The sequence below is a fragment of the Thermodesulfomicrobium sp. WS genome, assembly GCF_027925145.1.
In the GTDB taxonomy this organism is placed as follows: Bacteria; Desulfobacterota; Desulfovibrionia; order Desulfovibrionales; family Desulfomicrobiaceae; genus Thermodesulfomicrobium.
The window spans coordinates 1,923,993-1,946,854 of record NZ_AP027130.1; the positions used below are offsets into that span (position 1 = coordinate 1,923,993).

A 22,862-nucleotide genomic window follows, 5' to 3' on the forward strand; every position below is an offset into this window, starting at 1 on the left:
CTTAGAGATCGGCAAAGGCCGCTTCCACATCGTCAAGAATGCGCTCCCACAAGGCAGCGGTAATGCCCAAGGCCCGCAGCACGTGTGGATCGAGCGCACTCACCTGATCGTCGCCGCCGCTTCCCACTTCGTAGAGCCGGGTGAGAAAATCCGCCAAGTGCACTATCTGGGCGGTCTTGGGATAGAGTTCCGCACTCATGGGCTTGTGATGATAGGCAAGCCCTTCTTTGATATTGGGCGGCAAATTCCAATGATTACATAACCAGAGATTTACGCGGTCATGGGAAAAACCCAAGACATGTTTTTCGGCATCGATGTAGCGCATGTCGCGCTCCCGTACCGCAATATCGATCTCCTCCTTGGCCTCGGGCATTTGCACGGCAACCACCACTTTACCAATATCGTGCAGGAGTCCTACAACAGCATACTCTTCCGGATCCTTGCATCCAAGAGCGCGGGCAATGGTGGAACTCACAAGAGCGCAACCTTGGCTATGCTCCCAGAGCCCTACCATGGCGGTATTCATGGCGTCGAACACAGTAGTGCTGATGATGATGCCGCGAATGACGTTGAACCCCAAAAGCACCAAGGCGTGCTGGATGGATCCGATGCGTCCCGGAAAGCCGTACACCGGCGAATTGACCATCTTGAGGACCTTGGCCGAAAGCACCTGGTCCTTGGCAATGACCTTGCTGATCTGCTCGGTGGACGAATGCGGGTTCTCCACCAGGGCATTCACCTCTTCCAGCACCGAGGGGAGCGAAGGCAGGTCTTTCACCGCCAGGATGCGGCCTTTATACTCCGTGCGCAGATCCGTTTCCGGCATCTTCTCCTCCTTGCGCGGCAGCGGCCTGGGCCTTGCTCGTGATGCGGCGGGCGATCATGGCCTTGATCTTCATCATGAACGCATTGTCGCCAAACCCGCGAAAGAGATGATCGAGCCGCGCCAAGCGGCTTGCCGCGTCCACGGACGCAGCCCCGGGCTCGTCGCCTTCCACCACGATCCGGTCAATCCCCATGCGCCGCAGCCGATCGAGCAGCGCCGCAGTCACGGCCGTGCCCGCAGCCACGAGCACCATGCCATTGTCCCGGGTTACGGGCTTTGCCAAGACCATGCCTTCTTCGGCGGCATCAAGGGCAATTTTGCGCATAGTCCCTCCATCAACCCCGCAATGCCGTATAGTACATGCCCGGAGTTTGGCGCACAAGGCCTTCCATCTCCAAAAGAAGGAGCGCCGCGCTCACCCGGCCCGCGTCCCAGCCCAAGGTCTGGGCCACGGCGTCCACATGCCGGGGCTCTTCGGGATGCAGGCATTGCCACACCGTGCGGGCATCTTCGGAGGGGAATACGGGGGGCGGAGATGCAGAAGACGGCGCAGGAGAAGGAGATACGGCCCCAGGCTCTGGAGTACGGACAGGAAGATCCCCGGCGTACCGCCGCAGTGGCGCTGCCAATTCACGGAGCACGTCCGCCCCGCTTTGTACCAAAGTGGCACCGTCGCGAAGCAGTTGGTGGGAGCCGTGAAACGTGTCTGCCGTTACCGGACCAGGGACGACGAACACCTCGCGCCCCTGGGTCAGCGCCAACGCCGCTGTGACTGCGGTGCCGCTTCGCAGCGCTGCCTCAATCACCACCACGCCAAGGCTCATGCCGCTGATGATGCGGTTGCGGTACGGAAAATTGCGTCCCTCCGGTCGCGTGCCTGGGGCGAACTCCGTGACGAGCACTCCGTCTTGGGCCAAACGCTGCCACAGATCGCGGTGCTTGGCGGGATACACCAGGTCCATGCCGGTACCGAGCACCGCACACGAGCTGCCCACCTCCGCCAAAGCACTCAGATGCGCCGCGCGGTCGATGCCCACCGCCAGGCCCGACACCACGCATACCCCGGCCCGAGCCAGATCCCGAGCAATACTCTGGGCCATATCAAGCCCATAGCGTGAAGGACGGCGAGAGCCCACCACCGCCACACATGGGCCCCCAAGCAGCTCGCCACGCCCCAGAACGTACAGCAGGATGGGCGGGTCGGCGATCGCACGCAAAAGCGGAGGATAGACCTCGTCGCTCCACAGGACGATCCGGGCCGAAAGACGCCGTGCCGCCTGCATCTCCGTGTGTACGGCCTCGCGCCAGGTGGCAGCGCCAAAGGACTGCGCCACCGCCGCCGAGGTCAAACGGCGCTCCGCCCAATGCCGCCAATCCTCGACCGCAGCCTGGGCCGAGCCGTAGGCCGCCAAGAGCCGTTTCCAGGTGCGCGGCCCAAGCCCAGGGGTGTGACGCAGGGCCAAAGACGCGGTCACCGCATCCATCACGACCCCGCCACCCGCTGCCGGGCGAGCTGTGCAGCCGGCGTCCCTGGGTATTCTGTCATCACCCGCTGCCATAGGGTGCGGGCCACCTGCGTCTTGCCCAGACGATGCCAGGAAAGGGCGATCTTGAACAAAGCATCCGACGCCTTGGCGTGGCGCGGGTGCAGACGCAGCACCTCCTCCCACGCCCAGATGGCCTGCATGAGCCGGCCCTGAGCATACCAGGTTTCGCCAATCCAATACCGAGCATTGGGAACCAGCGAAGCAGCACCATGCCGGGCAAGCAACTGCTGCCAGGTCTTTCGTGCCGCAGCGTAGCGTCTGGCCTGGTAGGCCTTCATGGCGGCATCATACAGCACCTGGGGGGAAGCGGACGAAACCGCCGGCGGCGAGGACGGAATCGGTTTGGGGGAAGGTTTTTGCGCAGCGGCCGTGGCATTGTCCGAAACAGCGTCCTCGGGATGTGCTAAGGCGGCAGCAGACGAGGCATTGCGTGCCTCGGAGGTCGTCGTTTCCCGGGGGAGCGGTTTCTCGGACACCAGGGGCTTGGGCTCTGCAGGCGGCGGGGCAAAGGAAGGGGCCGGGGCGGACGAAGATTCCTGCTGCGGGGCCGAGAGGGGAGCCGGGGGAAGAGCAGGCAGAGGTGGGGGGAACGCCGATGCCGACTGCTCTTGCCCTGCCGAAGCCGGCGGGGGCACGGAAGACGCCATCGGCGCCGGAGGCGTTGCATTGGCACTCACCGGGAAGCGAAGCATCGCACCCCAGCCATTTGTGGCGACCAGCATCACGCCCAGCACCCACCAGAACCGACAAGCCATACGTCACCCCCTTGCTGTTTGCGAGCTTTCCATAAAAGACCAGTTTCTGCCCCGCAAGCTTGGCAATGCTCAGGAAGAAGACTATCCGTGCCGGCATGGAACCGGTGTATATCGTCTGCCCTGTGTGCCAGGGCCGCGCCTCCCTCTCCGGCCCCTGAGCCGCTGCCCGTATTACCTGCACGGAGTGCGGGAGCGAAGTCTGGGCCCATCATCACCGAGACGCCATCGAAGCCTACCAAGAAGCGCTCTGCGCTGCCTGGGCCTCTCTTGAAAAAGGCGACCGTCTTGAGTAGGGGGCATGCCACCTTTTTCACAAATTCCACCCCTTGCTAAGGAGACCCTCATGCACCGTTTCTCTGTACTCCTTCTGGCCCTGGCGCTGCTTGCCATGCCCGCTTGCCTCTGGGCCTCTGCGGATGGCGAAGGCAGTTCCCCGGCCATGGCCCTGCAGCGTCTTCAGGAAGGCAATGCCCGTTTCCAGGAGGGCCGCAGCATCCATCCCAACCGGGATACCGCCCGTCGACTGGTCACTTCGACCCTGGGGCAGAAGCCCTTTGCCACGGTCCTTGCGTGCTCGGACTCCCGAGTGCCTGTGGAGATCGTGTTCGATCAGGGCATTGGCGACCTCTTTGTCATCAAAGTCGCCGGCAATGTGGCGGACACCGATGAGATCGGCTCCATGGAATACGGCGTGGACCACCTGGGCACCCCGGTGCTCGTCGTCCTGGGCCACACCCATTGCGGCGCGGTCACTGCAGTGACCACCGGGGCGGAAGTGCACGGCGCCATTGCGCAATTGGTGGACAACATCATCCCTGCCCTGGAAACCACCCGCCATGCCCATCCCGACCTTGAGGGAGGCGCCCTCATCGACGCCGTCATCGAGGCCAATGTGTGGCAGGCCATCGAAGACATCTTGAAGCGCAGCCCCGCCATTGCCGCCCGGGTGGCCCAGGGGAAAACCGCGGTTGTGGGGGCGATCTACGACATCGCCTCCGGAGCAGTGCGCTTTTTGGGAGAACACCCCAACCAGGCCGCCCTGCTCGCTGCGGCGCCCACGGCTTCCCATGCGGGAGGTGACGGGCACGCTGCCGACACCCAGGAGCACGCCGCAGCCCCGCACCAGAATGAAGCCACGCCCGCAGCTTCCGCTGCGCATGCGCAAAACGCCGAGAGCGGCGCCCATGCAGAGGCCAAAGACGCCCACGGCACCGCCACGGCACCCGAGGCCAAAAGCGGTGGGTTTGGGTTCTTTTCCTTCCTGCTTTTCGTGGCCGCCCTCATCGGCGTGGTCATCCTGCTGGACAAGACCATCCTGCGGCCAGAAGACAACTAACGGCCCTGCACCAATGCTTCCCCGACGGCCGGTCCTCCCCGGCCGTCGGGTTTTTTATTGGCTCACAGGGAGGGGATGCGAAGTTCCCCCTGACGCACCAAGCGCTCCACCTGCTCCACATCCTTATCCCCACGACCCGACAGATTGACCACCAAAACCGCGTCCCGAGGCAGAGTCGGCGCCACGGCCACGGCATGGGCAAGGGCGTGGGCGGACTCCAGGGCAGGGATGATCCCCTCCAGGCGCGAGAGCAGGAAAAAGGCGTCCACGGCTTCCTGATCGCTGGCGTACACGTACTGCGCCCGGCCAGAGTCCTTGAGATAGGCATGCTCCGGGCCCACGCTGGGGTAATCCAGACCTGCGGAGATGGAGTACACTTCTGCGGGTCCCCCGGAGGCATCCTTGAGCATGTACGAGTAAAAACCATGCATGGTGCCCGGCTCGCCCAGACACAGGGTCGCCGCATGCTGCCCGTACTCCAGACCACGGCCCGCGGGCTCGACACCGATGAGCCGGACCTCCGTATCGTCCATGAACCCGGAAAACAGTCCAATGGCATTGGAGCCGCCGCCCACACAGGCAATGCAGGCATCGGGCAGACGGCCTTCCTGCGCGAGGATCTGCTCCCGGGCCTCACGCCCCACTACGGCCTGGAACTCGCGCACCATGAGGGGATAGGGATGCGGGCCCACGGCAGACCCGAGAAGATAGAACGCATCGCCTTCCCGCACCCAGGCCTCGATGGCCTCGTCCACGGCCTCCTTGAGGGTTTTCTGCCCGCTTTGGGCCGGAACTACCCGGGCCCCCATCATCTCCATGCGGAAGACGTTGAGCCGCTGCCGCTCCACATCCACCGCGCCCATGTAAATGGTGCATTCCATCCCCATGAGCGCGGCCGTGGCGGCCGTGGCCACGCCATGCTGTCCAGCCCCGGTCTCCGCAATGATCTTTTTCTTGCCCATACGCTTTGCCAGCAAAATCTGTCCGATGGTATTGTTGATCTTATGCGCCCCCAGGTGGTTCAGATCTTCCCGCTTCAGGTATATTTTCGCTCCGCCAAGATGGCGGGTAAGATTGGCGCAAAAATACAAAGGATTGGGTCTTCCTGCATATTGACGCAAGTAGTATTGGTACTCATCGAAAAACTCCGGATCATTGCGATACTTTTGGAATGCATGATCCAACTCATCCAGCATGGACTTCACTGGCTCTGGGACGAATTGCCCGCCGTAAGGGCCAAAAAACCCAGAAAACTGACGCATATCGACCTCCTTAAAATACAAAAAAACCGCGGTCAGAATCATTCTGCCGCGGCTTGGGTGTGCGATGGATATCGCCTCTCCGAGTCAACGCCCTCCCCCGGCACACTGCGTGTGCCACCACCACAACCAAGAAAAGGGACAAGTTGCGTTGAACATGAAAATATGGTTTCGGAAAAAATCGATTTTGTCAAGTTGCTCTGGGCTGTTTACAGGGGCTCTGGGCTGTTTACAGGGGCTCTGGCGAAAAAGTGGATATCCACAATGGTGTGCACAAATTTATCTGCCTGATTTTGAAGCCAAAAGAAAAGGCGCCTGCGTTTTGTGCATCGCCGGCGCCCGTGGGAAAAAGTGGAAGAAAAAAAAGACGCAACTACGGAGTGCGGGCCTCCGCACGGATACGGGCCACGAGAGATTCCACGTTGAGCACGGCAACCACCCGCCATCCCTCCTTCAATCGGACCAAACGCAAGGCCAACGGATACACAGCACCGGTGCCGTGATCCACCAGGTCCACTTCCACCACGGAAGAGGCGCCTTCTTCCTCCACCACCTGCGCTGCGCGCAGTTCCTTGCGCCCCGGAGACACTTGGGCCAGCACCGCGGCCAAAAGGCCTTCGCGGGGGACCTCTTCATGCGATCGTCCGGCAAAGGCCCCGCTTGCCACCCCCCACACCAGATACCGCCGTCCTTCCTCGGCCAAAACACGCCGCATCTCGCCTTCCTGCTGACCCGTTCCCACAAGCCGGGCCACGAGCACCGCCAAGGGTTCGTGCTCCAAAAGCGGGGGGTCTGCGGCCAGTTGCCGCGCCACCCCTGCCACCACGTGGCTGGAGAGCGCCGACAGATCCACCGCCCGCTCCAACAAGGCCGGATTTTGCGTCTCGATGGAACGGTTGATCAAATCCACGGCTTCCAAGGGGCCTGCGGCATGCGCCGCACATGCCCACAGCAGGACCGCCGCAAGGGGTGTCCACAGGCAACCGCAGCGTTTCACGCGCCCTCCTCCCCGACCCATCGGGTAATGCAGGCATTGACCTTGGCTGGATTGGCCTTGCCGCCAGAGCGGCGCATCACCTGGCCCACGAGAAATCCCATGAGTTTCTTCTCCCCTGCCCGCAAGCGTTGGACTTCGGCAGGGTGGGCCTGAAGCACTTCGCGCACCCAAGTCTCCACCGCAGCGTCGTCCGAGACTTGCATGAGCCCGAGGCGCTCCACCACGGCCTTGGGCTCTTCGCCAGAATCAAAGGCTTCGCGAAATACCGTTCGCGCCTGGGAGGCGTTGATGCTGCCGGCCTCCACCAGCCCCACCAACTGGGCGAAATGGGCCGGGGAAAGCCTACAGGCGGAAATATCCACCCCACGGTCATTGAGCTCCCGCAAGAGATCGCCCATGACCCAATTGGCAATCTTCTTGGGATCCACTCCATGCCCTAAAGCGGCCTCGAAATAATCCGCCACGGCCTTTTCCGCAGTGAGCACCTCGGCATCCGCCGCCGAAAGCCCCAAGGCATCCATGAAGCGCGCGCGGCGCTGGGCCGGCAATTCCGGCAAGGCCGCCTGCCACGCCGCGATCTGTCCCTCGGTGAGTACCAAGGGGACCAGATCCGGGTCGGGAAAATAGCGGTAGTCGTGGGCCTCTTCCTTGCCGCGCATGGAGCGCGTGACTCCCTTGACCGCATCGAAGAGCCGCGTTTCCTGCACCACGGCTTCGCCGTCTTCCACGAGCTCCACCTGGCGCCGCACCTCGTAGAGGATCGCGCGCTCCACGTTACGGAAGGAGTTCATGTTCTTAAGCTCGGTGCGGGTGCCGAACGTGGTGCTTCCCCGCGGCCGGATGGAGACGTTGGCGTCACACCGAAAACTGCCTTCCTCCATGTTGCCGTCGCAGATATCGAGATACACGAGGATGGAGCGCAGCGCCTTGAGATACTCCACCGCCTCGGCGGCAGAGCGCATGTCCGGTTCGCTCACGATCTCGATGAGCGGAGTCCCGGCGCGGTTCAAATCCACCTGCGACCAGGTGCCGTCGGTGTGCAGGAGCTTGCCCGCGTCATTTTCCATGTGAATGCGCGTGATGCCGATGCGCTTGGGGCCCGCCTCCGTAGGGATCTCCACCCAGCCGTGCTCGGCCAGGGGCTGGTCGTACTGGGAAATCTGGTACCCCATGGGCAGATCCGGATAAAAGTAGTTCTTGCGCGCAAAAAGGGACTTGCGATTCACCCGGCAGCCCACGGCCAAGGCCATCTTGACGGCATATTCCACGGCCCGGGCGTTGAGCACCGGCAAGGAACCCGGCATGCCGGTGCATACCGGACAGACATTGGTATTGGGATCCTGCCCAAAACGGGTGGAACAGGAGCAAAAAATCTTACTTTCGGTCTTGAGCTGGGCATGGACTTCCAGGCCGATGACCACTTCATAATCGCGCATGATGCTTTCCCCATTTATCCATTCCGGGCCGCGTACAGCTCCGGGTTGAGGCTCGGATCGTTATACATCTTGCATTGGAAATACACCCGCGGCCGGCGCCGACCCGAGGCGTAATCCTCCACCGCCGCCAGCACCGCTTGGCGCAGGTCCGCATGCTGACGCAGGAGGAGCCGGTGGCGTTCCGCACAACGCGCCACATGCTCCGCCCCGGCGTCCACCCGCCGGCACTCTGCCTCCATATGATAGATCTTCAAGCTCAGCACCGACATCCGGTCCACCGCCGCCCCCAGGGTCTCGGTGTGGCTGGGGGTTTGCGGCGAAATCCCCTGCTGGCCAGGAAACGTACTGATGGCCGCCACGAACCAACGATCCAAGGCCTCCATCAGGTCGTTACGTTCCTGGTTGAGGACGTCGATCTCCCGCTTGCAGGCCGCAATGACCGCGTCCGCGACGTCCCGCCGCCGGGCCCGGTCTTCCACGTGCCATAGGTCAAAATTCCGCCGATGCTGGCGCAGCCCCAGGGCTACGAGGTCGTCCCCAGGAGGGTCCTGCGGGGGCTCGTGGTGCCACCGGGCGACCCATTCCAACTGGCTTTGCCACAGCTGGTCCAAAGCCGCACACAAGGCGTCTGGTGTCATGGATTATCCTTCATTTCCGGTAATGTGGAGGCAACTCTTCCGGCGCCAACCTCCACGCCCGTGGCAGCATGGGTTTAGTGATCGCCCCGTCCAGCCAGCCGGGCGTCAAAATACTTCCCCACCCCATATTCCATGCGGCGGAAAAAACGCTTGGGGTCTGGACCGATGATCTGCATCTCTGGATGCGTTTTCTGAACATCCAAGGCGATATGCATCTCTTTGGTGCACCCGGTGGAAAAGGTCGCGTCCTTGCCGTGCCACTCCGCAGGAACCGGGCGCCCCATGAGTTCGAAACTCTTCTCGATGTCTTCGACAGTCTGAAATCTCCAGATATCGATATAGCCGCTGCGCTGCACCCGCTCCCACATATACATGAGATCATCCCCATCCATGCCTTCCACAAAGTGCTCCGCAGGATTGATAATAAAGAGATTGGAATACTTGGAGCGTAAATACGCCACGAAGGTATTGACCACCTGAATGGCGGTCTTGGTCTGGCCCGGGATGCTGCCGATAATGGCGCTGTAGAACATGACCTGCTTGCCCTGGCCGCGGGCCGCCCGCATGGCCGCGATGATGGAGTCTGCCCGGCTGCGGATCTGGGGTTCGGTAATCTTGGTCACCCGCGGCGACTTTTCCTTGAATACCACTTGGGGATTGCCCCCTTCATCCACATACACGCAGACGATGTCGCGGGTAAATTGGTGGGAATTGGCGATGAGGCGGCGAAAATGCGGGATACCCTTGGCAATGATGAGGTCCGCTTCCTTCCAGGAGCGGGCAAAGGTCACGCTGGTGCGCCACAGATTGAGACGCTCCCGCGTGCCGTCCCCGATGACCAAGAAGGGGTTCTCCCGGTGCAGGCGCAGGAGTTCGTTTTTGGTCAGGCGCGGGTTGTCCACCACCATGGCCTCTTGCAAAAGCTCCACCAGGCTCGGATCCCGCTCCACGTCCCACACCGTGGGGGTGGTGAGGGCAAAGCCGTCCTTCACGGACAAGGTCACCCGGTGCCCCAACCGGAGCAAGGCCCGGATCACCAGAATATCAAACACGATCTCCCCGCTCTCCTCTGCAAGATAGAGGATCTTGAGGCCGTGGGCGTGGCGCAGAGTGCGCTCCAGCACCGCTTCCAGCTCCGGCCACGGGGCCGTTACCCAATGGAGCACCCCTTCAGAGACCTCTTCTCCGCCATCGGCCCAGATTTCCCCACAGAGAGACAATCGAATCAACCGGCCAAGCTCCAAGGCATCCAAGCGCCAGCGCATGGCGTCCAAAGAGGTGCACTCCAGCGTCGCATCCGGACAGGTGTACAGCACCCAGCGCATGGCCGGGCTCTTGGTAAAGGCCAGGGCACGCGCATTTCGGTGCTGTTTCACGTCCGCCAGGGGATCGTGCAACCCGCTGGTCGCCATGAAGATGGTGAGCAGCTGCTTGAGAAAGCGCGAAGGGATGAGAAACGGAAAATTCAAAATCTGCTGAATCTTGTGCCGGGAGATGGCGTAGATCTTCTTGCGGGTAGCACGGTCCTCCACGAAACTATGTACCAGGTGAACCAAAGTCCGCCACTTTTCGCGGTACTCCAATCGCAGCTCTTCCGTGAGTTCGGTATTGAGAAGGTTGTGGAGCATGCGGTCCGAACATGGGGCAAAGACCTGATCGTCATCGATATCTACCATGAAACGGAGTTGCTCCATGCCTGCATTTTCTTGCGGATTGACGTTGGGCTCGATATTGTTCTCCGTCATGAAGTGCAGGAGCCATCCATCGAGATACGGATCTTGGCCGTACCGCAATTGACGCACCGAGGAGAACGCTGGAAGTTTGGGCATCAGTTCCCCCGTAAAAATCCTTTGGATTTGAGCTTACTGGCGTAGTGGGAGTGCAAGGGGCGCACCAGACGCAAGGAGTGCTTGGCCCGGGAAGCAAATACATTATCCCCTGGATTGAGCGTCACTCCCACCTGACCGTCCTGGGTCAGCACGACCTGGGAGCGGGCCTCGAGCACATGCACGCGGATCTCCTCCTCCAAAGGGAGGACCATGGGACGAAAGGCGTGCAGAAACGGACAGATGGGGGTGAGGACGAAGACATCCAGCTCGGGATAGACGAGAGGACCTCCTGCGGAAATGGAGTACCCCGACGAACCGGTGGGTGTCGCCACGATCAGGCCGTCAGCGCGCACCTGCCCGAGGTGGTCGCCGCCATACCAGACATCAAGACGGATCATTCGGGCGAGGCTCCCACAGCCGATGACCACGTCATTGACCGCATACCCCTGGTGGGCCACCTCGCCCCGGCGCAGCACCGTGCAGGCGAGCACCAAGCGCGAAGAGATCTCGTATTCTCCTGCAAGAATGGCAGGCAGGCAGGTTTGCCAATCCGTGGGGGTGAGCTCGGTGAGAAACCCCACTTCGCCCACATTGAGGCCGAGTATGGGGATCCCCAACTCGAGCACCCGACGGGCAAAGCCGAGCATAGTGCCATCCCCTCCCAGGGTGAGCAGCAGGTCCACCTCCTCCCAAGGAGCAGAGCAGCAGGTCTCTTCCTTGCGAGTCTCCACCACGAAGGCCCGGCATCCCTGCTCCAAAAGCCACGCAGCCACCGCACCGGCCATGAGCTCGGCGCGTTGATTGCCGGTATGAAATCCCACGGCCACAGTGCCCAACACGCGTTCCATGGGGCGCTCCTACGGAAAGAGCGCCCTGGCATCAAGGGCGAATCCCCACGCTAGGCGAGCAAACGGCCAATGGCATGGGCGATTTGATTTCCCAAGGGCGTACGGCGGGCGATCTCCCGCTCTACGGAGGTAATACCCTTGATGACCGTGGAGTGGTTCCGATTCAGACGGCGGCCGATCTCCACCAAGGAGAGCTCGGTATGCTTGCGGGCAAGGTAGAAGACCGTGTTCCGGGCAACCACCCGGTCGCGCTTGCGGCTGCGGGAGCACAGTTCGTCGAAGGAAATCCCGTAGGCCTGACACACGAACGAAATAATGGCGTCCAGCGACAGGCAGGGGGAGTCGATCTCGTAATTGCGCAGGATCTCCCAGGCAAGGGCGGTGGTGATGTCCACGGAAAGCAACCGGGCGCGCAGCACGAGATTGCGCACGCAGCTCTCCAGTTGGCGCACGTCGGAGCGGAGGCGCTGGGCCAAGAGCTCGGCCACACTGGCGGGCATCGTGATCCCCTCCCGCCGGGCTTTGTCCTGCACAATGGCGAGGCGGGTGGCGTAATCCGGCCGGTCCATGGTGGCCAAGAACCCTTGGGTGAGCCGGGAGGTGAGGTGGACATCCATGTCTTTGAGATCCCGGGGCAAAAACGAACTCGTGAGCACCACCTGGCGGCCGCTTTGGCGCAAACAGTCCAAAGTGCTCACCAATTCATCCTGCATCTTCTCCTTGCCCTGGAAAAAGTGCACGTCTTCCAAAAGCAGGAGGTCGACGTTCTGGCGGAACCGGTTTTTGAACTGTTCGGTGGTGCGCGAACGGATGGCCACAACCAATTGGCTCACGAACTCCTCGGCGCTCACATAACAGACGCGCACCTGCCGCTGGCCCGTATGCCGGGCGATTTCGGCGCCAATGGCCTGGGCCAGGTGCGTTTTGCCAAGCCCTGGAGCCGCGCAGAGCAGCATCTGCTCCACCCCGGCATCCCCCCGGCAAAAGCCTTGGGCCGCAGCGTATGCCAACTGATTGCACGGCCCCACCACGAAGTCATCGAATCCATGGCGAAACGCTACCGTGGATACAGGCGGGGCGGCAGTGGGCGTTGGCAGCACCAATTGCCGGGAAGCGGCCAGCGGGCGCGAGGTCTCTTCGACCACCCCCAAATCCAGGCGCGGGCGAAAGCCCAACTCGGCTTCAGCGGCATCCTCAAAGGTTGCGCGCAGGCGCTTTTCCACCCAATCGCGCACAAACTGGTTGGGGGCGCGCACCACCAAGGTGTCGTCCACCACCATGCCCGAAAGGGGCCGCACCCAAAGTTGCATCATGCCCGGCGGGATGCACTGAGCGACCCGGGCGACCACGCGTTCCCATGCGTCCATCATGGGGCTGGCGTGTAGTCCCCTTGCCGCGCACACCGCAAACTCCACCGCCCCCTGATGGATGGGCTTCCTTCACGAGGTTCTCTACAGGATAACCATTTGAAATAAAAAAAAATAATTGCTTTTCCAGCGATCAAGCCGCCCCCCCGCACCCCATGGCAACCCCGCACCACCAGCGGGTTTCCGCCAGGGGCATCCTCAAGGGCGGCAAAAATATCCACAGTAGCATGATTTTTTTTCTTCGTTTTTTGACTTTTTTCTCGATTTTTCATTTTGATGCACTATCCCCGCCCATCAACACTGCAGAGACCGCGCGCCATCTACCATTTGATATCATACTAAAATCTATTATTTTTTAGAGATTTCAAAAAAAATCTCTCAAGCCCGCCTCTCTCCAAGGCGGCGAGAGGCCTTGGTGTCATGGACGAAAATCCATACGTTTTGGGTCGTTTTTCCAAATGAGGCGCTACTGGGAGCTTTTTCCAACAATAAAGGGCCATGGAGGATTTCCCCCATGGCCCTCGGACACGCAGACCGCGCCGGCTACAGGCACCGAGCGGCGACTCCACCCAAGGCGGCGGCAGCCTCCCGAAATTCGCTCGCCAGGTCGTCGAACACCACGGGAATACGATCCGCACAGGCCAGAAGCAGCGGCAGCATGATCTGCCGCATCTGCGGATGAGCGGCCTTGGCACAGCGCAGCTTGAAAATGTGTCGCCATTCTCGAAGGTTGGCGGTCATCACTACTTCGGTCTTGAGGCTTTGGGGCAGGACCGATCGCGCCTCTTGGGCAGACGCGCCTGCATCGATGAGCGCCAGATAGGCGCGCTCGCACGCCTCCATGGCCTGGATCCAGAGTTGGTAGCGCTGGTCATCGTCCTGCCAGAAAAACGGGCGGATCACCGTGATTTCGCGGCCGAAGCGCGCACCGGCGTAGTTGGCGTAGCGGGTGCTTTCCTGGCTGAACGAGCACAGGCGATGGCGCACCAGTTCATGACTCACCCCACGGTCGCAGAGGATGCGCACCGTCATGCCCACATGTTCGAGCACGCTCTCGTGCCCCATGTGGATGATGCGGCGAAGGAGGGCCTCGGCCGACCCCGGGGCGATCTTGTCCTCGGACTTGTAGCAGGTGCGGGCCGCAGCCTCCAAATGTCCCAAGGCCACCTGCGGCTCTGGGACTGCCATGAACGCAAAGCACGGATCCACAATCTTCATACTGCCTGCTCCTTACGCGCGCCGCCAGCGCGCCACATGGGCCCGGGCCTTGGCCGTGGCCACCCGGCCCCGGGAGGTGCGCTGGATGAGGCCACATTGGATCAAATACGGCTCGCAAATGTCCTCGATGGTGCGCGGCTCTTCGGCGCAGGCCGCGGCAATGGTCTTGATACCCACCGGACCGCCGTCGAAATGGTCGATGATGCACGTGAGGATGCGGCGATCCAAGGGATCCAACCCCAAGGGATCCACGTCCATGAGGTCCATGCCTTGGGCCGCCACCTGGGCGTCCACCACGCAGGCCCCGGCCACCTGGGCGTAGTCGGCCACACGGCGCAAAAGCCGGCCCGCCACCCGCGGTGTACCCCGAGCGCGGCGGCCGATCTCCAAGGCCCCTTCCGGCGACACCGACACGCCGAGGATGGCGGCGGCCCGGAGCACGATACGGGCCAAATCTTCAGGACTATAAAACGACAGGCGGAGAACGACCCCAAAGCGATCCCGCAGCGGCGAACTCAAAAGCCCAAGGCGGGTGGTGGCGCCCACCAGGGTAAAGGGTTCCAGATCGATCTTCACCGTGCGCGCCGCCGGCCCTTGACCGACAATGAGGTCCAGCTTGAAGTCCTCCATGGCTTGATAGAGGATTTCCTCCACTGCTGGCGGCAGGCGATGGATCTCGTCGATGAAGAGGAGATCATGCCGGGAAAGGCTCGTCAGGATGGCCGCCAGATCGCCGCTGCGCTCCAAAACCGGTCCTGAGGTGGATACGAGATTCACCCCCAGTTCGCTGGCCATGATCTGGGCGAGGGTGGTCTTGCCCAACCCCGGATTGCCATAAAACAGGGTGTGGTCGAGGGCCCCGCCGCGCTCCCGGGCCGCCTGCAGGTACACGCGCAGGCTGGCGCGCAACTCGTCCTGGCCAATGAACTCGTCGAGGGTGCGCGGCCGCAGATGGAGATCGTCGGAAGGCTTCATGCAGGCTTCACAAAGCGCCGCAATGCCTGGCGCACGGTTTGGGAAACGTCTGCCTCAGGGTCGGCGGCGAGCACGGCGCGCACCGCCGCCGCGGCCTCGTCTTCCCCATAGCCCAAAGAGACCAAGGCCGCCACGCTGTCCGCAAAGGCGCTGCTCGCATCCGGGACCGCAGCTGCCGCCGCAGGCAAACGCACTCGGCCTTTGAGGTCCACCAGCAGGCGACGGGCGGTCTTGGGGCCGATCCCTGGCACGCGGGTCAGGGCGGTCACGTCTTCGCGGGCCACCGCAGCCGCCAGGCCCGCCGGATCAAACACCCCGAGCATGGCCAAGGCGGTCTTGGGGCCCAGTCCAGGGACCGCCACGAGTTGCAAGAAGGTGTGGCGCTCCTCCCAGGAGGCGCAGCCAACAAGGAGGGTGGCGTCCTCACGCATCACTGTCGCCACGGGCAAGGCCGCCCGCTCCGCCCCCACCAGACGCCAGGCCCGGGCCGACGGGGTAATGACATAGCCCACGCCCGCGGCAGTGCGCACCACGCATACCTCCGTGTCCCGCCACACCACATCGCCTTCGATCCACGCAATCATGCCCGCCTCATAACCGAAGGCCCTGGGCCTGACCAGGGGTGAGCCGCGCCAAGCGGCCATGGTTCAAATGGCATACGGCCACGGCCAAGGCATCGGCGGCGTCCAGGGGCCAGGTGGCGGGGGCGGCCACGATCCGCCCCACCATGAAGCGCACCTGCTCCTTGTCCGCCCGGCCAAAGCCCGTGACGGTCTTTTTCACCACCGTGGGCTCGTACCCAAAGACCGGGATCCCACACAGTCCGCAGGCCGCCAGGATGGCCCCGCGCGCCTGGCCAAGTTTCAGGGCCGAGGCCGCGCTCTTGGCCGTGAACACCGTCTCCACCGCCACCGCCGAAGGGGCGTAGCGCTCAAGCCAAGAGCGTGTCTCCTCCAGAAGCCGAGCCAGCCGTTCACTGGTGGGAGAGTCCGCACGCAGGCGCACGCAGTCCGCGGCCACCAGCCGCACCTGGCCGGAATCTTCGGCCACCACGCCCAAGCCCGTGACGCGGGAACCAGGGTCCACGCCCATGACCACCACGCTCATTCCATTTCGGCCATGAGCGCATCGGGAAGATCGAAGTTGGCGTACACGTTCTGCACGTCGTCGTGGTCTTCCAGGGCGTCGTAGAGCTTGAGCATCTTGCGGCCCGTCTCTTCATCCAAGGCCACCGTGTTTTGGGGGATCATGGTGATTTCCGCGCTCGTAAAACCCAGTCCCGCCGCCTCGAAGGCCGCCTTGACCGCCGGAAAGTCCTCAGGAGCGCAGCGCGCCTGCCATACGTCGCCGTCATCGACCACGTCTTCCAGACCGGCATCGAGTCCGGCCTCCAGGATGGTCTCTTCGTCCAAGTCCTTGGGGAACTCGAACACCCCCTTCTTGTCGAACATCCAGGCCACGCAACCGGCCGCGCCCAGGCTGCCGCCGTTTTTACTCAAGATGTGGCGCACGTCGGCCACGGTACGGTTCTTGTTATCCGTGGCTGCCTCGATGAGCAACGCCACGCCGCCGGGGCCGTAGCCCTCGTACACGATCTCTTCCAGGGCGTCGCTGGCCAGCTCTCCCGTACCTTTCTTGATGGCGGTCTCGATCTTGTCCTTGGGCAAGTTCACGGCCTTGGCCGCTTCGATGGCGGCGCGCAGGCGCGGGTTGGCTTCCGGGTCGCCCCCGGTTTTCGCGGCCAGGATGATCTCCTTGGTCACCTTGGTGAACATCTTGCCGCGTTTGGCGTCCTGGCGGCCCTTCCGATGCTGGATGTTTTTCCACTTACTATGTCCTGCCATGGGTCTCCTCGTGATGGGGGGATAGATACCGCGGGTCCCGCTCGCGCAGCCCCAGGCCCACGATGAAGATCTCTTTGCTCTCCGACCGCGAACTCTTGGGCTTGAACAAGCTCACCCGCTCGAAAAAGGGTTTGATGCTGCGCACAAACGCCGGGGCATCCGGACCTTCGAAAATCTTGGCCACAAAATGCCCGCCCCGATCCAGCCAGCGCATGGCCACCGTATAGGCGGCCTCCACCAGCGCCAAGGATCGGGACTGATCCGTAATACGGCTGCCTGTGGTCTTGGGGGCCATATCACTTAAGACCACCGCAAAGGGCGCCGCCTGGGCAAGCACGCCCTCCACCTCGGGTGCAGGCGCGAGCATATCCGTCACCAGAAAACATACTTGAGGCGGAAATACCGTATCCGTGGGGTTGAGGTCCACGGCGATGACCTGGCCTTTGGGGCCCACACGCTCGGCAGCGTACAGCGTCCAGGAACCAGGGGTGGCGCCCAGATCGAGCACCCGTTGCCCCGGACGCAAGATCCGCAGTGCCTTGTCCATCTCCTGGAGCTTGTATACGGAACGGGCGGGATAGTGCTCGGCCTTGGCCTTGCGAAAGTAATAGTCCCGATAGGTTTTCATGCTGTCCTCTGGGGCGACCAGCCCCACGAAAGTGGTTTTTATGCCAGTCCGTCCCCATCGTGTAAAGATTCGAGATGAGCTCGGCCGCAGCCAAAGCCTGGCGGACGGCCCCCAATGCTTTGCCTGGGAAGGGGCGGGAGCGGCAGTGCTCGTGCTGGGCGTGGGCCCCGATCCCGACGAAACCCAGCACCTCGTAGGTGCGGCGCCCCAGGTATTCCTGCTGGAAGCACCAGGGCTTACGCGGCAAATGCCTGGCCCGTGGCATGCCGCCATCCCGGCCGCCTGGCAGCGCATCCATCCCCAGGACCTCGCCCGCCTGCCGGACTGCCGCCGCCTCAGCTACCTCCCGGGACTGCGGCTTTTTCCCTCCTTTTGGCAGCCTGTACTGGCTCGGATACGCCGCTTCTCCTGCGCCCCACCTGCAGACACCATCTGGCTTCCCGGCCCTGACCACGGGCTGGTGCGCCACGAGCTGGCCACTGCGGCCCACGCCCTGGGCCTTGTCCCCCGCCTGCTTCCGGCAGAGATCCCCGCCCCAAGGCTGCGCGCCCTGCTTGGCGCCGAGCGGCCCCGCCTGGTGCTCTCCATCAATTTCCACGGCCTTGACCCTTGGGGAGAAAACCAGGCCATACTTCAGACAGCCCAGGTCCCGGTGGTGGTCTGGTGCGTGGACAATCCCTTTCACCTGCTCGCCAAGGTCAAGACCCGCGCCTGGCGCAGCCTTCCCCTGGCGGTCACGGACCCTTGGTTTGTCCGCCCGCTGCGCGAGATGGGCGGCCGACCGTTCTTTCTCCCTTTGGCCACCTGCCCCCGCATCTTTGCCCCGCGCACGGCACCGCCCTGCCTGGCAGCGCTCTTCGTGGGCCGCACCCGCTTTCCCGGCTCCGAGACATTTTTCGCCGCCGCCCATGCCCCGGCCAAGCTCCGCCAACGCGCCCGCGCCCTTGCCAGCTGCTGCCGCGCCCCGGACCTCTCCTGGTGGTGGGAGCAGTGCAACCGCCCCCGCCCCTGGCCCGGGCATGCCATCCGCGCCGTGGGCCACGGGGCGGACGAAGCCTCGCGCCAATGGCGGGCCAGCGTGCTGACAGCCGTGGCCCAAGCGCTCCCCTTAAGCGTCGTGGGCGATGCCGCCTGGCAGGAGCTGCTCCCCCACGCCCAAATCCTCCCGCCCGTGGACTACTATGGTCCCTTGGCCGACACCTATGCCCAGGCGGCCGTCACCCTGAACCTGACGAGTCTTCTCCTTCCCCAGGGGCTCACCCAACGCCACTTCGACGTCTGGGCCTGCGGCGGATTCCTCCTCTCCGACGCCACGCCTGGCATGCGCCTCTTTCCCCGGGAACTCACCGCGCCGGTGACTTTCGCCACCCCCAATCAGGCCGTCTGCCGCACCCAGTACTTCCTCAAGCACGAAGGCGAGCGGCGCGAGCTTGCCGCTGCCTGGCAGGCGCACATCCTCGCCCACCACACCTACACCCATCGTCTCGCCGCCCTGCTGGAGGGAGTCCCCCGTCCCTAGACCTTGCCGGAGGCGCGGACAGTGCCTAATGGATGCAGTCCCGCAACCCCAACCCCCATGCCTATGCACACTGCCTGCATCCAGATCCGCGGCGCCCGCCAGCACAACCTCAAGAATATCAACCTCGACATCCCCCGCGACCAGCTCACCGTGATTTGCGGACCGTCGGGCTCGGGCAAGAGCACGCTGGCCTTCGACATCGTCTACGCCGAAGGCCAGCGCCGCTACGTGGAGTCGCTCTCCACCTATGCCCGCCAATTCCTGCCGCAGATGGACAAGCCCGACGTGGACAGCATCGAAGGGCTCACCCCGGCCATCTCCCTGGAGCAGGCCACGGTGTCGCGCAACCCCCGCTCCACGGTGGGGACCGTGACCGAGGTCTACGATTTTCTGCGCGTCTTCTGGGCCCGCCTGGGCATCCCCCATTGCCCGCAATGCCACGCCCCCATCACCGCCCAGACCAGCGACCAGATGGTGGACAGCATCCTCGCCCTCCCTGAAGGCACGCGCTTTCTCCTGCTCGCCCCATTGGTGGAACACAAGAAAGGCACCCACGCCGATCTGTTGCGCAAGCTCAAAAGCCAGGGCTTTGCCCGGGTGCGGGTCAATGGCGAGGTCCTGGGCCTCGATCCCCTGCCCGAGCTCTCCAAGACCCACAAACACACCATCCACGCCGTGGTGGACCGACTGGTACTGCGGCCGGATCTGCGCCGCCGCCTGGCGGACTCGGTGGAGCTGGCCTTGCGCCTGGGCGAAGGCCGGCTGGCGGTGCAGCCGGTGGGCCCCGACGGCGCGGCAGGCGAAGACATCCTCTTTTCCGCCACCGCCGTGTGTCCCCGCTGCGCAGTGAGCCTGCCCTCCATGAGCCCGCAGCTCTTTTCCTTCAACAGCCCCCAAGGGGCCTGCCCGCGCTGCGGCGGTATCGGCAGCATCGAATTCTACGACCCGCAGCTGATGGCCCCCAATACCGGCATGAGTATCGCCGACGGCGCCCTGCTCCCCTGGCGCCATCCCAAGGCCCTCTCCCGCATCCGCCCCGATTTGGAACGCCTCGGCCGCGCCCTGGGGTTTACCCTCAACACCCCCCTCTCCCAGCTCAGTCCAGAGGCGTGGCAGGCCCTCTTCCACGGCCACGCCCCATCCGCCTGGACCGGACTCGTCCCGCTCTTGGAGCGCGGCCACCACCTGGGCGGCATCTGGCGCGATGAACTCTCCCGCTTTCGGCAAAGCACCACCTGCCCGGCATGCAACGGCGCCCGCCTCCGGCCCGAGGCCCTGGCCGTGCTCGTAGACCACCTCTCCATCTTCGACTTCTGCTGCCTGCCCGTGGAGCGCGCCCGTACCTGGCTCGACGCCTACTCCCCCGCACCCGGCAAACAGCCCATCGCCGAGCCCCTGGTGAAAGAACTGCGCCACCGCCTCGGTTTTCTCGCCGCCGTGGGGCTCGACTATCTCACCCTGTCGCGCTCCATGAGCACCCTTTCCGGGGGCGAGGCGCAGCGCATCCGCCTGGCCGGACAATTGGGCTCCGGCCTGGTGGGAGTGACCTACGTGCTCGACGAGCCGAGCATCGGGCTGCATCCCCGCGACAACGAACGCCTCATCGCCACCCTGCGCAGCCTCCAGAGCCGGGGCAACACCGTATTGGTGGTGGAGCACGACGAAGCCACCATCCGCGCCGCCGACCACGTCATCGAGCTGGGGCCGGGTTCCGGCCTTCTGGGTGGAGAAATCGTCTTTGCCGGCCCGCCCCAGACGCTGGTGGCCGAGGCGGCGACCCTCACCGGCAAGTACCTGCGCGGCGAGCTCACCATCCCCCGGCCCACCACACGCCGCCGCCCTACAGGGCAGATCACCCTGCGGCAGGTGACCACCAACAACCTCCAAGGCATCGACTGCGCTTTTCCCCTCGGCAACCTGGTGTGCGTCACCGGGGTATCCGGGTCCGGCAAGAGTTCGCTGGTGATCGACTCCCTCTCCAAGCACCTGGCGCTGCGCCACGGCCTGAAGGTGGACTCCCCGGGACATATCGGCGGCATGGAAGGGGCCGAGGCCGTGGAGCGGTTGGTCATCATCGACCAAACCCCCATCGGCCGCACCCCGCGCTCCAACCCCGCCACCTACACCAAGGTCTTTGACGACATCCGCGCCCTGTTCGCCGGCACCAAAGAGGCCAAAAAGCGCGGCTACGCGCCGGGACGTTTCAGCTTCAACGTACGCGGCGGCCGCTGCGAGGCCTGCCAGGGTGACGGCCAGATCCGGGTGGAGATGCATTTTCTCCCGGACATCTTCGTCACCTGCGAGGTGTGCGGCGGCAAACGCTACAACCGCGAGACCCTGGACATCCTCTACCGGGGCAAATCCATCGCCGAGGTGCTCGAGATGAGCGTGGCCGAGGCCAAGGAGTTCTTCGCCGGCCACAGTGCACTCAGCCGCAAATTGGGGATCTTGGAGGAAGTGGGCCTGGAGTACCTGCGCCTTGGACAATCGGCCACCACCCTCTCCGGCGGCGAGGCCCAACGCATCAAGCTCTCCCGGGAGCTGGGCAAGCGCAGCCTCCCCGGCACCCTGTACATCCTCGATGAACCCACCACGGGGCTGCACATCCATGAGGTGGGCAAGCTCATTGGCGTGCTCCAGACCCTGGTGGACCGCGGGGCCTCGGTCATCGTCATCGAACACAACCTGGACGTGGTGGCCGCCGCGGACCACGTCATCGACCTCGGCCCCGGAGGCGGAGAGAACGGCGGCCGCATCATCGCCCAGGGCACGCCCGAGGAGCTGGCCGCCAACCCCGCGTCCATCACCGGGCGCTTTTTGCGACCTGAGAACGCAGCACGCCCGGCCTAGCGCGAACGCAAGTACGCCGGTCCCTGGAGCAGAAAATCCTGCACATAGCGGGTCACCGCCTCCTCCAGGGACCGAAACGGCACCGTGCAGCCCCGGGAGCGCAGCTTGGCCATGCTTGCGCAAGTATAATACTGATATTTCTCGCGAATCGCCTCAGGCATAGGGATGTAGCGAATGCGCGGCTCCCGCCCCATGGCGGCAAACACCGCCCGGGCCAGGTCGTTCCAGGTGCGGGACCGGCCGGTGCCCACATTGAAGATGCCGCCCACGGCGGTGTTTTCCAGCAACCACAAGACCACCTCCACGCAGTCCTCTACATAGACGAAGTCGCGCTGCTGCTCGCCGTGGGCGTAGTCGGGCCGGTGAGAACAGAAAAGCCGGAGCTCGTCCGTGGCCGCGATCTCCGCCACGGCCTTGCACACCACCGAGCGCATCTCCCCTTTGTGGTACTCGTTGGGCCCAAAGACGTTGAAGAACTTGAGGCCCGCCACAGCATCCAACAGCCCCTCCTCCCGCACCCAGAGGTCAAAGAGGTGCTTGGAATAGCCATACATGTTGAGGGGACTCAAACGGTCGAGCAGGGCGTCGTCATCCTCGAAGCCGAGGCCGCCGTCTCCGTAGGTGGCGGCAGAGCTGGCGTACACGAAGCGCGCCCCCTGCTCGAGGGCAAAGCGGCACACGAGTTTGGAATACTCCACGTTGTTGCGCATCAAATAATCGGCGTCCCGCTCGGTAGTGGAAGAACAGGCGCCCATGTGGATGACGGCCTCCACCGGCTCGGCCCACGGGGAGTTCCGCAGCCTTTGGGCGAATTCGTCTTTGTGGACATAGTCCCGGTAGCGCAATCCCACGAGATTTTTCCATTTTTCCGTGCACCCCAAATTGTCCACCACCAGGATGTCATCCACCCCGCGACGGTTGAGTCCCCACACAATGGCGCTTCCCAAAAATCCGGCCCCGCCGGTGACAATGATCATCCATCCTCCATGG

General features: G+C 63.5%; 21 protein-coding genes. 3 read left to right on the plus strand and 18 right to left on the minus strand.

Translation table 11 applies throughout. From position 1 onward, the window contains the following. Position 1 precedes the first annotated feature (1 nt). The 4 genes from QMF81_RS09250 to ybgF are packed head-to-tail and all read right to left on the minus strand — an operon-like array spanning position 2 to position 2,849. Positions 2 to 826, minus strand: a complete 825-nt coding sequence (locus tag QMF81_RS09250; RefSeq protein ID WP_281750521.1) for an HDOD domain-containing protein — start codon at positions 824 to 826, stop codon at positions 2 to 4. After that, positions 795 to 1,151 carry a hypothetical protein gene (locus QMF81_RS09255; protein WP_281750522.1) on the minus strand — a complete coding sequence of 119 codons (357 nt, stop codon included), beginning with the start codon at positions 1,149 to 1,151 and terminating at the stop codon, positions 795 to 797. Before QMF81_RS09255 ends, QMF81_RS09250 begins: the two co-directional genes overlap by 32 nt. Positions 1,152 to 1,161: 10 nt before the next feature. Continuing rightward, complete coding sequence (gene dprA, locus QMF81_RS09260; RefSeq protein WP_281750523.1) at positions 1,162 to 2,310, minus strand: DNA-processing protein DprA; 1,149 nt, start codon at positions 2,308 to 2,310, stop codon at positions 1,162 to 1,164. Next, complete coding sequence (gene ybgF, locus QMF81_RS09265; protein WP_281750524.1) at positions 2,310 to 2,849, minus strand: tol-pal system protein YbgF; 540 nt, start codon at positions 2,847 to 2,849, stop codon at positions 2,310 to 2,312. Before ybgF ends, dprA begins: the two co-directional genes overlap by 1 nt. Positions 2,850 to 3,471: 622 nt before the next feature. Between ybgF and QMF81_RS09270 the strand changes: the two genes are divergently transcribed. Further along, the gene (locus QMF81_RS09270; RefSeq protein WP_281750525.1) at positions 3,472 to 4,464 is read left to right on the plus strand and encodes a carbonic anhydrase; all 993 of its coding nucleotides are present in this window, start codon (positions 3,472 to 3,474) and stop codon (positions 4,462 to 4,464) included. A 62-nt stretch (positions 4,465 to 4,526) separates the two neighbouring features. On the opposite strand, the gene trpB is transcribed toward QMF81_RS09270, so the two are convergent. The 13 genes from trpB to QMF81_RS09335 all read right to left on the minus strand — a co-directional run bounded on the left by trpB (position 4,527) and on the right by QMF81_RS09335 (position 17,503). Next, complete coding sequence (gene trpB, locus QMF81_RS09275) at positions 4,527 to 5,726, minus strand: tryptophan synthase subunit beta (RefSeq protein WP_281750526.1); 1,200 nt, start codon at positions 5,724 to 5,726, stop codon at positions 4,527 to 4,529. A 370-nt stretch (positions 5,727 to 6,096) separates the two neighbouring features. Beyond that, positions 6,097 to 6,720 (minus strand): hypothetical protein, encoded by a 624-nt coding sequence (locus QMF81_RS09280; protein WP_281750527.1) that lies wholly within the window; start codon positions 6,718 to 6,720, stop codon positions 6,097 to 6,099. After that, on the minus strand, positions 6,717 to 8,156 hold the full coding sequence (gene gatB, locus QMF81_RS09285) for an Asp-tRNA(Asn)/Glu-tRNA(Gln) amidotransferase subunit GatB (protein ID WP_281750528.1): 1,440 nt from the start codon (positions 8,154 to 8,156) through the stop codon (positions 6,717 to 6,719). The genes QMF81_RS09280 and gatB overlap by 4 nt, the downstream gene beginning before the upstream one ends. Positions 8,157 to 8,170: 14 nt before the next feature. Continuing rightward, positions 8,171 to 8,794 carry a DUF4254 domain-containing protein gene (locus QMF81_RS09290; protein WP_281750529.1) on the minus strand — a complete coding sequence of 208 codons (624 nt, stop codon included), beginning with the start codon at positions 8,792 to 8,794 and terminating at the stop codon, positions 8,171 to 8,173. Between the two features lie 74 nt (positions 8,795 to 8,868). Further along, positions 8,869 to 10,623: an ARMT1-like domain-containing protein gene (locus tag QMF81_RS09295; protein WP_281750530.1), complete on the minus strand. Its 1,755-nt coding sequence runs from the start codon at positions 10,621 to 10,623 to the stop codon at positions 8,869 to 8,871. Next, the gene (locus QMF81_RS09300; protein ID WP_281750531.1) at positions 10,623 to 11,471 is read right to left on the minus strand and encodes an NAD(+)/NADH kinase; all 849 of its coding nucleotides are present in this window, start codon (positions 11,469 to 11,471) and stop codon (positions 10,623 to 10,625) included. Before QMF81_RS09300 ends, QMF81_RS09295 begins: the two co-directional genes overlap by 1 nt. Before the next feature lie 50 nt (positions 11,472 to 11,521). Then, the gene (locus tag QMF81_RS09305) at positions 11,522 to 12,841 is read right to left on the minus strand and encodes a chromosomal replication initiator protein DnaA (protein WP_281750532.1); all 1,320 of its coding nucleotides are present in this window, start codon (positions 12,839 to 12,841) and stop codon (positions 11,522 to 11,524) included. A gap of 540 nt (positions 12,842 to 13,381) precedes the next feature. Next, positions 13,382 to 14,056, minus strand: coding sequence for an FAD-dependent thymidylate synthase (gene thyX, locus QMF81_RS09310; protein WP_281750533.1), 675 nt, complete (start codon positions 14,054 to 14,056; stop codon positions 13,382 to 13,384). A gap of 12 nt (positions 14,057 to 14,068) precedes the next feature. Beyond that, entirely contained in the window at positions 14,069 to 15,031 is a 963-nt protein-coding gene (gene ruvB / locus QMF81_RS09315; protein ID WP_281750534.1) for a Holliday junction branch migration DNA helicase RuvB, read from the minus strand. After that, positions 15,028 to 15,615: a Holliday junction branch migration protein RuvA gene (ruvA, locus tag QMF81_RS09320; RefSeq protein ID WP_281750535.1), complete on the minus strand. Its 588-nt coding sequence runs from the start codon at positions 15,613 to 15,615 to the stop codon at positions 15,028 to 15,030. Before ruvA ends, ruvB begins: the two co-directional genes overlap by 4 nt. 7 nt (positions 15,616 to 15,622) lie before the next feature. Further along, positions 15,623 to 16,138 (minus strand): crossover junction endodeoxyribonuclease RuvC, encoded by a 516-nt coding sequence (ruvC, locus tag QMF81_RS09325; RefSeq protein ID WP_281750536.1) that lies wholly within the window; start codon positions 16,136 to 16,138, stop codon positions 15,623 to 15,625. After that, positions 16,135 to 16,875, minus strand: coding sequence for a YebC/PmpR family DNA-binding transcriptional regulator (locus QMF81_RS09330; RefSeq protein WP_281750537.1), 741 nt, complete (start codon positions 16,873 to 16,875; stop codon positions 16,135 to 16,137). Before QMF81_RS09330 ends, ruvC begins: the two co-directional genes overlap by 4 nt. Continuing rightward, positions 16,862 to 17,503: an RlmE family RNA methyltransferase gene (locus tag QMF81_RS09335; RefSeq protein WP_281750538.1), complete on the minus strand. Its 642-nt coding sequence runs from the start codon at positions 17,501 to 17,503 to the stop codon at positions 16,862 to 16,864. Before QMF81_RS09335 ends, QMF81_RS09330 begins: the two co-directional genes overlap by 14 nt. Before the next feature lie 40 nt (positions 17,504 to 17,543). Between QMF81_RS09335 and QMF81_RS09340 the strand changes: the two genes are divergently transcribed. Together QMF81_RS09340 and uvrA are read left to right on the plus strand one after the other, a co-directional pair. Further along, a complete protein-coding gene (locus tag QMF81_RS09340; protein ID WP_281750539.1) occupies positions 17,544 to 19,022 on the plus strand; it encodes a glycosyltransferase in 1,479 nt (492 codons plus the stop codon). Positions 19,023 to 19,085: 63 nt separating this feature from the next. Beyond that, positions 19,086 to 21,872, plus strand: coding sequence for an excinuclease ABC subunit UvrA (gene uvrA / locus QMF81_RS09345; protein WP_281750540.1), 2,787 nt, complete (start codon positions 19,086 to 19,088; stop codon positions 21,870 to 21,872). Here uvrA and rfaD read toward each other — a convergent pair. Further along, on the minus strand, positions 21,869 to 22,849 hold the full coding sequence (gene rfaD, locus QMF81_RS09350) for an ADP-glyceromanno-heptose 6-epimerase (protein ID WP_281750541.1): 981 nt from the start codon (positions 22,847 to 22,849) through the stop codon (positions 21,869 to 21,871). The genes uvrA and rfaD overlap by 4 nt on opposite strands. Positions 22,850 to 22,862 lie beyond the last annotated feature (13 nt).

What these genes read in the sequence shown, in the direction of transcription:
- QMF81_RS09250 (WP_281750521.1), bottom strand. Translation starts at nt 826, where the DNA reads ATGCCGGAAACGGATCTGCGCACGGAGTATAAAGGCCGCATCCTGGCG.
- QMF81_RS09255 (WP_281750522.1), bottom strand. Translation starts at nt 1,151, where the DNA reads ATGCGCAAAATTGCCCTTGATGCCGCCGAAGAAGGCATGGTCTTGGCA.
- dprA (WP_281750523.1), bottom strand. Translation starts at nt 2,310, where the DNA reads ATGGATGCGGTGACCGCGTCTTTGGCCCTGCGTCACACCCCTGGGCTT.
- QMF81_RS09270 (WP_281750525.1), top strand. Translation starts at nt 3,472, where the DNA reads ATGCACCGTTTCTCTGTACTCCTTCTGGCCCTGGCGCTGCTTGCCATG.
- trpB (WP_281750526.1), bottom strand. Translation starts at nt 5,726, where the DNA reads ATGCGTCAGTTTTCTGGGTTTTTTGGCCCTTACGGCGGGCAATTCGTC.
- gatB (WP_281750528.1), bottom strand. Translation starts at nt 8,156, where the DNA reads ATGCGCGATTATGAAGTGGTCATCGGCCTGGAAGTCCATGCCCAGCTC.
- QMF81_RS09290 (WP_281750529.1), bottom strand. Translation starts at nt 8,794, where the DNA reads ATGACACCAGACGCCTTGTGTGCGGCTTTGGACCAGCTGTGGCAAAGC.
- QMF81_RS09295 (WP_281750530.1), bottom strand. Translation starts at nt 10,623, where the DNA reads ATGCCCAAACTTCCAGCGTTCTCCTCGGTGCGTCAATTGCGGTACGGC.
- QMF81_RS09300 (WP_281750531.1), bottom strand. Translation starts at nt 11,471, where the DNA reads ATGGAACGCGTGTTGGGCACTGTGGCCGTGGGATTTCATACCGGCAAT.
- QMF81_RS09305 (WP_281750532.1), bottom strand. Translation starts at nt 12,841, where the DNA reads ATGATGGACGCATGGGAACGCGTGGTCGCCCGGGTCGCTCAGTGCATC.
- thyX (WP_281750533.1), bottom strand. Translation starts at nt 14,056, where the DNA reads ATGAAGATTGTGGATCCGTGCTTTGCGTTCATGGCAGTCCCAGAGCCG.
- ruvB (WP_281750534.1), bottom strand. Translation starts at nt 15,031, where the DNA reads ATGAAGCCTTCCGACGATCTCCATCTGCGGCCGCGCACCCTCGACGAG.
- ruvA (WP_281750535.1), bottom strand. Translation starts at nt 15,615, where the DNA reads ATGATTGCGTGGATCGAAGGCGATGTGGTGTGGCGGGACACGGAGGTA.
- ruvC (WP_281750536.1), bottom strand. Translation starts at nt 16,138, where the DNA reads ATGAGCGTGGTGGTCATGGGCGTGGACCCTGGTTCCCGCGTCACGGGC.
- QMF81_RS09330 (WP_281750537.1), bottom strand. Translation starts at nt 16,875, where the DNA reads ATGGCAGGACATAGTAAGTGGAAAAACATCCAGCATCGGAAGGGCCGC.
- QMF81_RS09335 (WP_281750538.1), bottom strand. Translation starts at nt 17,503, where the DNA reads ATGAAAACCTATCGGGACTATTACTTTCGCAAGGCCAAGGCCGAGCAC.
- QMF81_RS09340 (WP_281750539.1), top strand. Translation starts at nt 17,544, where the DNA reads ATGCCAGTCCGTCCCCATCGTGTAAAGATTCGAGATGAGCTCGGCCGC.
- uvrA (WP_281750540.1), top strand. Translation starts at nt 19,086, where the DNA reads ATGCACACTGCCTGCATCCAGATCCGCGGCGCCCGCCAGCACAACCTC.
- rfaD (WP_281750541.1), bottom strand. Translation starts at nt 22,849, where the DNA reads ATGATCATTGTCACCGGCGGGGCCGGATTTTTGGGAAGCGCCATTGTG.